At 45.6% G+C, this 7755-nt stretch carries 6 protein-coding genes; 4 read left to right on the top strand and 2 right to left on the bottom strand.

From position 1 onward, the window contains the following. Nucleotides 1-615 precede the first annotated feature (615 nt). Nucleotides 616-2568: an endonuclease MutS2 gene (locus tag KTH90_RS18685; protein WP_158354238.1), complete on the top strand. Its 1953-nt coding sequence runs from the start codon at nucleotides 616-618 to the stop codon at nucleotides 2566-2568. Nucleotides 2569-2571: 3 nt separating this feature from the next. On the opposite strand, the gene KTH90_RS18680 is transcribed toward KTH90_RS18685, so the two are convergent. Then, nucleotides 2572-3066 (bottom strand): GNAT family N-acetyltransferase, encoded by a 495-nt coding sequence (locus KTH90_RS18680; RefSeq protein ID WP_158354239.1) that lies wholly within the window; start codon nucleotides 3064-3066, stop codon nucleotides 2572-2574. A gap of 513 nt (nucleotides 3067-3579) precedes the next feature. On the opposite strand from KTH90_RS18680, the gene KTH90_RS18675 reads away from it, so the two are divergent. Then, entirely contained in the window at nucleotides 3580-3987 is a 408-nt protein-coding gene (locus KTH90_RS18675) for a hypothetical protein (protein ID WP_158354240.1), read from the top strand. Between the two features lie 35 nt (nucleotides 3988-4022). Here the strand turns inward: KTH90_RS18675 and KTH90_RS18670 are convergent, their stop codons facing one another. Then, a complete protein-coding gene (locus tag KTH90_RS18670; RefSeq protein WP_238727252.1) occupies nucleotides 4023-5363 on the bottom strand; it encodes an esterase/lipase family protein in 1341 nt (446 codons plus the stop codon). A 264-nt stretch (nucleotides 5364-5627) separates the two neighbouring features. On the opposite strand from KTH90_RS18670, the gene KTH90_RS18665 reads away from it, so the two are divergent. Both KTH90_RS18665 and kdpA read left to right on the top strand, forming a co-directional pair. Beyond that, complete coding sequence (locus tag KTH90_RS18665; RefSeq protein WP_158354241.1) at nucleotides 5628-5885, top strand: hypothetical protein; 258 nt, start codon at nucleotides 5628-5630, stop codon at nucleotides 5883-5885. 104 nt (nucleotides 5886-5989) lie between these two features. Next, complete coding sequence (kdpA, locus tag KTH90_RS18660; protein ID WP_158354242.1) at nucleotides 5990-7741, top strand: potassium-transporting ATPase subunit KdpA; 1752 nt, start codon at nucleotides 5990-5992, stop codon at nucleotides 7739-7741. Nucleotides 7742-7755 lie beyond the last annotated feature (14 nt).

The raw sequence follows: 7755 nt of genomic DNA, 5'->3' as shown, positions 1-7755 counted from the left end.
ATAGAAATCTCCTTCTACTGCTGCCAGAAGGAACTACAAAGATATCATACTGATATGAAAGAGTAAATATCAACTGTGCAGAAGTAAATGCTACCGCAAGAAAAGAGAGTGGAATTTACTTTTTCATTTCAGGTCATGGAAAGCAGGATGAGAGTACGTTGACAAGCACAAGTGAATCTGATATACTGTGAAAAATTGATAAATGAGAGGTTGGTTTTGATGTCGGTAGTGTCTGTAGAGGTAAAAGACAACTAAATCGTTGTAACAGGTGTACAAAAGGCGGCGGCTTAGGCCGTTTGTTTTGGTACCCCTGTATGCTGCCCTTACAGACTGCTGTCAGTATATAGAACCAATTGCGATAAAGGATATGTAACGGTGATAATTTCGCCCCGTTTTTTGTTGGAATAAGATATGCAATATGCCATATCCGTTTATAGGTTGTGCCTTTTCCGTAATCCCGCAGGAGCATTCTGACCGAAGGTCGTATGTGCAGCTGCGGGATTTTTTATTTTATAAGAAAGTAGCACCTATGAAATAAAAAACGCTCCGCGGGATACTCTTATTCTTTGCTATGAACAAATATATGCGCAGGAAAGCGCAGGCATGGAGGGAAATATGAATCAGAATGAACAAATATTAGAATTTAATAAAATACGAGATATGCTGCGTGAGATGGCGGTGAGTAAAGAGGCGAAAGAAAAGTTAATGCAGCTGGCTCCGTTTAACGATGAAAGAAAATGCAAAGAACAGTTGGAAGAGACCACCAGAGCGAGGCATATTTATGATACGTATGGACTGCCCCCTGTGTGTATGATGAAAGACCTGGAAAACATCATGGAATTATGCCGGGCAGGAGGGATGCTGCTGCCGGAGCAGTTGAATGAAGTGGCAGGATTTATCACCGGCTGCAGGCGAATGAAACAATATCTGAAAAGAGCGAAAGAACTGGAGCCTGGATTGGCCTCTTATGGAGAAGGAGTCTATGACCTTACAGAATTGTATGAGAAAATAACGCGAGCAATCCGTTATGATGAGGTGTACGAAAATGCATCGTCATATCTTCGGACGGTCTGCCGGAACATCGAACTAACGCAAAGCCGGATACAGGAAAAATTAAATCAGATGCTTGGTAGAAACCGACAGTGGTTTTCAGGAGATACTCCGGTCCGGCGCAATCATATCTATGTACTGCCGGTTAAAAAAGAATATAAAAACCAGGTAAGCGGCTCGGTTGTCGATATCTCAGGCAGTAAGGGCACTTATTTTATAGAACCCGCGTCAACGGCAAGACTGCGGGAAGAGCTGTCCGGCCTGATGATTGAAAAAGAAGATGAAATCCGCAGAATTCTATATGAACTTACCGGAGCCGTGGAGGCAAAAGGCAACGAACTCCGGTTCAATATGGAGATGATGCAGAAGCTGGATATGATCTTCGCAAAAGCTAAGCTAAGCGCACAGATGAGGGGAATACCTCCTGTAATTACCACAGAGCGCGGCATCCGGATCTGTGGCGGACGCCATCCTCTGATACCGGAGGATAAATGCGTACCGTTAGATTTTATCCTGGGGGATGCGTTTCACGGGGTAGTGATTACCGGGCCGAATACCGGTGGCAAGACAGTGGCTCTCAAGACAGTTGGTCTTCTATGTATGATGGCCCAGTGCGGTCTGCATGTCCCGGCCGGAGAGGGAACCTGTCTGTGTATGAACAGCCAGTACCTGTGCGACATAGGAGACAGACAGAGCATATCGGAGAATTTGTCTACTTTTTCCGCCCATATGAACAATGTGATTCAGATTCTGGATCAGGTGAATGAAGAGAGCCTGGTGCTGCTGGATGAGCTGGGGTCCGGTACGGATCCGACGGAAGGCATGGGGATCGCTGTCGCGGTCCTGGACGAACTAAAGAAACGCGGTTGTCTGTTCCTGGTGACGACACACTATCCGGAGGTGAAAACTTATGCAGAGAAAACAGGCGGGATACAAAATGCCAGGATGGCGTTTGACAGGGACACTCTAAGTCCTCTCTACCGGATGGAACAGGGAGTGGCCGGGGAAAGCTGTGCGCTTTATATAGCCGGCAGACTGGGGATGTCCCCGAAATTATTAAAAAAAGCGGAGCAGGCGGCTTACGGTAAGGAATTAAAACAGGATAAAGATACGCATATTCCGTTGGAAACATGGGACCAGGCGGATAAAAAACAGCCGGTTGAAAAAGCCGGATCAAAAGGTCCGCGGATTCAGCCGATACAGGATAAGCCGGTTCCGGAAAACTTACCTCAAAATATTTTTCAAATGGGAGACAGCGTATGTATCTATCCGCGGAAAGATACCGGAATCGTATATAGACCGGCGGATGAAATGGGGGAAGTAATCGTCCAGGTCAAGGGACGGAAGCAGAAGGTTCTCTATAAGAGGCTGAAACTGCTGGTCCCGGCTTCGGAATTATATCCTGAAGACTATGATTTCTCGATTATATTTGACACGGTAGCCAACCGGAAAGCCCGGCATAAAATGGGAAAAAGTCATCAGCCGGGACTGGAAATCCAGTATGAAGATGAGTTGTAAAACTTAAGAAAGAATAGACAGGTCTTTTGCCATAAAAAGATCTGCATGAGGATTATTGTTATACCGCGGTATTTCCAAAAAACCATACTTTCGGTACAACGCTATGGCGCCGGAACCAGAACGTATGGTATCCAGATACATGCTGCGATATCCGCAATCCAGCGCATAGGACAGGGCTGTGGACAGAAGAAGTGATCCATAGCCTTTTCCATGGTACGACTGCCGCAGATATAGTATTTTCAACTCACAATCAGTTGCGCAGGGAGCAGAATCTGATTTTTTATTCAACAGGATCAGAGGACGGACCGCTGCGGTTCCAACCAGTTTAACGCCGTCAAACAGACACCAGCATCTGCCTTCCGAAAAGGTTTCCGACAGCCTGGTAAGTGATGCATGCCGTCCGGATGGATCAAATATACGCCCGGATTCCGGCAGGCATTGTTCGAAAAAAATATTGGTCTGGAGTTGATCGTTTTCCTGAAAGATACGCAGATCCATATGTATACCATCTTTTTCTTTGCATTTGAGCTTAAGGAGAGTGTACCTGTATTCCGGAAAAAATGCAAGGCAAAAGCAGAATATTGATTTACGAGAATATTAAAGTTTTGTAAATTACCTGAGAATTATTGCCAATAGTCTAATAAGTGTATATAATAAATTTATTAGAATTATATGATCTCAATTGGCAGTTCTGCCCGTATTCCCACATGTTTTATCAGAGAATAAAATTTATAGAATATCCGGATATTTTACTTGTAATAGGTACTGCTTGGAGACTATAATATTACAAAACAAAAGATTGAAATAGGGACGTGAATAACAGAAATTTACATATATATATGCGTATATGCTGCCTATATATTTTGTATGTTTACTGGAATACTGCCAATGAGAATAATCAAGTCCCCCTGGATTCTAATACTTTGAGATCCTGATCGATTGGATTGAAAGAACATATTTATTTAGGGGATATTAAAATTAAGTAGAAAATGGAGAAAGGAGGGGGATATTATGGCATTGTCACAGGATGATTTACAGGCTATAGCAGCAATAATGGATGCAAAATTAGATCCTGTTAAGATGGAAATCGCAGGAATGAAGTCGGAAATCTCAGGAATGAAGTCGGAAATCGCAGGAACGAAGTCGGAAATCGCAGGAATGAAGTCGGAAATCGCAGGAACGAAGTCGGAAATCACAGAAATGAAGTCGGAAATAACAGGAATGAAGTCGGAAATCGCAGGAATGAAGTCGGAAATCACAGGAATCAAAGCCGAGTTAGCCAAAAAAGCGGATAAGTCAGATATTGAATATCTAAAATATCAAATCAGAAAGTCTGAGAGGCTGATACTTGATGAAGTGGAAAGAGTTCATGAGATCTTAGACAGGCATATAAAAGATACTTCGCGGCATACGGCATAAAACGATTTGCCGCGTCATACGAAAAGAACAGGATTTCAAAAACCCTGTTCTTTTAGTTCTTTCACAAGCTTCACGTAAAATTCCCTTACATCAAAATCCTTAATATTTTCTCTGCGCAGATCGATCATGTCTCCGTGAGAGATCCCACGGCGCCCGGGCGTTTCCAAATAGCCTAAAAACTTTCCCCAGATCGCGGAACCAGCACATACCAGACCATCATTGACACCTTCGCAATGTTTGACGAGGAGGTAACCGATATTACAGGGAATCCCATCACTGAGTGGACTTTTCATACGGGACATTACGCTTTGATAGAGAATCCCGGGACAATCTACAGCCTTTGCATTGATCAAAGAGCAGTGATCATGCGTCAGGTCATAGACTGCGGACTGAAAGTCCGGTGAAGCGTCTCCTAATTTGGAAAAGAGCCGGTTATATTTGGCTGATACGAAGGACAACAGTTTCTTCGGGCATCGGGTCAGCACCTGATCCACCCAGCAGCAGCCCTGATGGGGTGTATTGATGGTGGTTAAAGAGGCGACATAGGGTGCGAGACCGAGACAGCTGATGGCATAGCGGGAATCCAGTCCGCCTTTTGAGTGTGCGATCAGGTTCACTTTTTCACAGCCGGTTTTCCGTATAATCTCCAGAACCCGTTCCTTAAGCTCCAGGGCGCTGGTTTCGACCGAAGCGGCGGACTGCTGCTTGCCATAATAGACTGTACAGCCATTACGGATCAGCTCTTTTGGTATTCTTCCCCAATAGTTAAAAAACTGCCAGTCCCTGAAAAAGACTCCATGTACCAATACTACCGGATATCGGGTTCTGCACAGTTCATTTTCCCGGCGCACTTCATTTAATTCAATCTTACTCAACTCAAATTCATATTCCATACGGACTTTATGACAGATAGAAAAAGTCAACCACAGATTCAGCACAGGAACCCACCAAAGCAGGAGCCAGGCCAGTCTTTTAAGCAGACTGATCTGAGTGGAGGCAGCAATAATCCGCAAAAAACTGTTCAGCGTCATCAGAAAACCCAGAATCACAGCCACCAGAATATTAAACAGGAAGATGACAACCTCCCCCCAATTGGACAGCCTTTGGGATCCAAACCAGATCAGAAACACCACCTCGGCCACTGCACAGATCCCGGTTACCAGGATCAGTTCATAACCGCCGGATAAAGCCTGCAGCCTGACCGTCAATTTTTTTCGGTAGACAGGCAGGATCTGATACAGCACATAGGCGGTACAAAACAGCAGTATTCCTGCTATCACCAACGGCAGAGGGAAGGGATGCCGTGTGATAAATAAAATATAATTAGCTAAAACTAGATAAACGCAAATTCCGTAAAGCCTTTTTACCCATTTCACCTTAAGTTCCTCACTTTATGTAGAAAAAACAGATATAATGTCCTCCGCTATTATACCATAACTGGAAACGGCGAACAATTTGATATTTTTATATCTTCTTCTATCTAGATAATATCTTCTTCTATATAAATAAAGGTAAATTCATCCGCTGGCCCTGTTAACAGAATCTTAATGCCGTATAAGGAAAGCGATATGCTTTCTTTATTTTTTTTGTGCTAACCTTTAAGTGTAGAAAAGATAAAGTCATAGAAGGGGATGTTTCCTATGTTAGCACAGAGCAGTTTTCAGACCATACCAGAAACCTATGGATACCAACCGGTACCATTGAGGAAGAGAATCCGCAATCTTCTGAAATTCAGAGAGAATGCGAAATATCAGGAATTCGTCGATGCGCATCCGTTTACGGCCTTGCTTCTGGGACAGTTTGCGATTGGGGCAGGACTGGTCATATCACTGAGTGTCCTGACCACCATCTGTGCGGTCCCGGTATGGCTGATCTGTAAACTACTGGGAGTTATGTAAAAATGGAGGTAGAAGTCTATGAGTGTAATGCTAGGTCTAATTGGTTTGACAGCAGTATTTCTATTTGTGTATTTGACGATGATCTTGCTGAGAGGTGATAAGCTATGAGCAATGTGGTGATTCAATGTGTGTTATATCTGGTGATTTTAGTTGCGCTTGGAATCCCATTGGGCAAATACATGGGAAAAGTAATGAATGGGGAGAAGGTGTTCTTGTCCAGAATCCTGTCCCCGGTGGAAAACGGAATCTATAAGTTGTTACATATCGACAAAGACGAAGATATGACCTGGAAAAAATACGCAGTGTGCGCGGTGGCGTTCAGTGTTATAGGCTTTATTTTTTTGCTCGTCATGTGTCTGGGACAGGGAATTCTTCCGCTGAATCCGGAGAAATTCGGCGGTCAGTCCTGGCATCTCGCCTTTAATACTACATCGAGTTTTGTTACCAATACGAACTGGCAGGCGTATTCGGCGGAGAACCCATCCGGAGGTTTGAGTTATTTCACACAAATGCTGGGATTAAATGTCCAGAACTTCGTGTCGGCTGCGACCGGGATAGCGGTGCTGTTTGCGCTGATCCGCGGATTCCTGAGGGTGAAGAAAAAAGGCCTGGGGAATTTCTATACGGATATGACGAAAATTGTCCTTTATATTCTAATGCCGATCTGTCTGATTTCCGCAGTTGTATTAGTGTCCCAGGGGGTTCCGCAGACGTTCCGTGAATATCAGGAGGTAGATTTGCTGGAGCCTGTCACGTTGGAAGACGGTACGGTAGTTACGAAGGAAGTAATTCCTTTGGGACCTGCGGCCAGCCAGATCGCAATCAAACAGGCCGGTACCAACGGCGGCGGTTTCTGGGGGCTGAATTCCACACATCCGTTTGAGAATCCCACCCCGCTTAGCAATATGTTTGAGATGATCCTGCTCCTGCTAATCCCTGTCGGACTTTGCTTTACGTTTGGGCGTAATATAAAAGATATGAGGCAGGGACGGGCGATTTTCATTGCGATGTTTCTGATGCTGGTCGTGGCTCTTGGCATCGTTGCCTTTAATGAACAGGCCGGGACACCCCAGCTGGCACAAAACGGCGCGGTAGACATCGCTGCCGGAGCAGACCAGGCAGGCGGGAATATGGAAGGGAAGGAGACCCGGTTTGGTATCGCCACTTCTTCTACCTGGGCCGCATTTACTACGGCAGCTTCCAACGGTTCGGTAAACTCCATGCATGACAGCTATACCCCGATCGGCGGTATGATACCCATGCTCTTAATGATGCTTGGAGAAGTCGTGTTCGGCGGGACTGGCTGCGGGCTGTACGGGATGATCGGTTTCGCGATTTTGACTGTGTTTATCGCCGGACTGATGGTGGGCAGGACACCGGAATACCTGGGGAAAAAGATCGAGCCTTTTGAGATGAAGATGGCTGTGCTGGTATGCCTGGCCACGCCGATCGGAATCCTGATCGGCAGCGGTCTGGCCTGCCTGCTTCCGGCTACGGCAGACAGCCTGAATAATCCAGGCGCCCACGGCCTGTCGGAAATCCTGTATGCTTACTCCTCCGCAGGAGGGAACAATGGATCGGCCTTTGCCGGATTCAACGCGAATACACCGTTCCTAAATGTCAGCATTGGACTGGTTATGCTGTTTGTACGTTTCCTCCCCATGCTGGCTGCATTGGCGATCGCGGGAAGCCTGGTACAGAAGAAAAAAGTGGCGGTCAGCGCGGGAACGCTGCCCACCCATAACGCGATGTTCATTTTCCTGCTGGTTTTCATCGTTCTTCTGGTAGGAGCACTGAGCTTCTTCCCGGCACTGGCACTTGGACCGATCGCTGAATTCTTTCAAATGATTGCTTAGTGGAGGCTGTAAAA

The sequence above is a fragment of the Diplocloster modestus genome (assembly GCF_019042245.1).
Classification (GTDB): Bacteria; Bacillota; Clostridia; order Lachnospirales; family Lachnospiraceae; genus Diplocloster; species Diplocloster modestus.
Note: the sequence above shows the minus strand (reverse complement) of the source record. Positions and strands in the feature narration are given on the sequence as shown.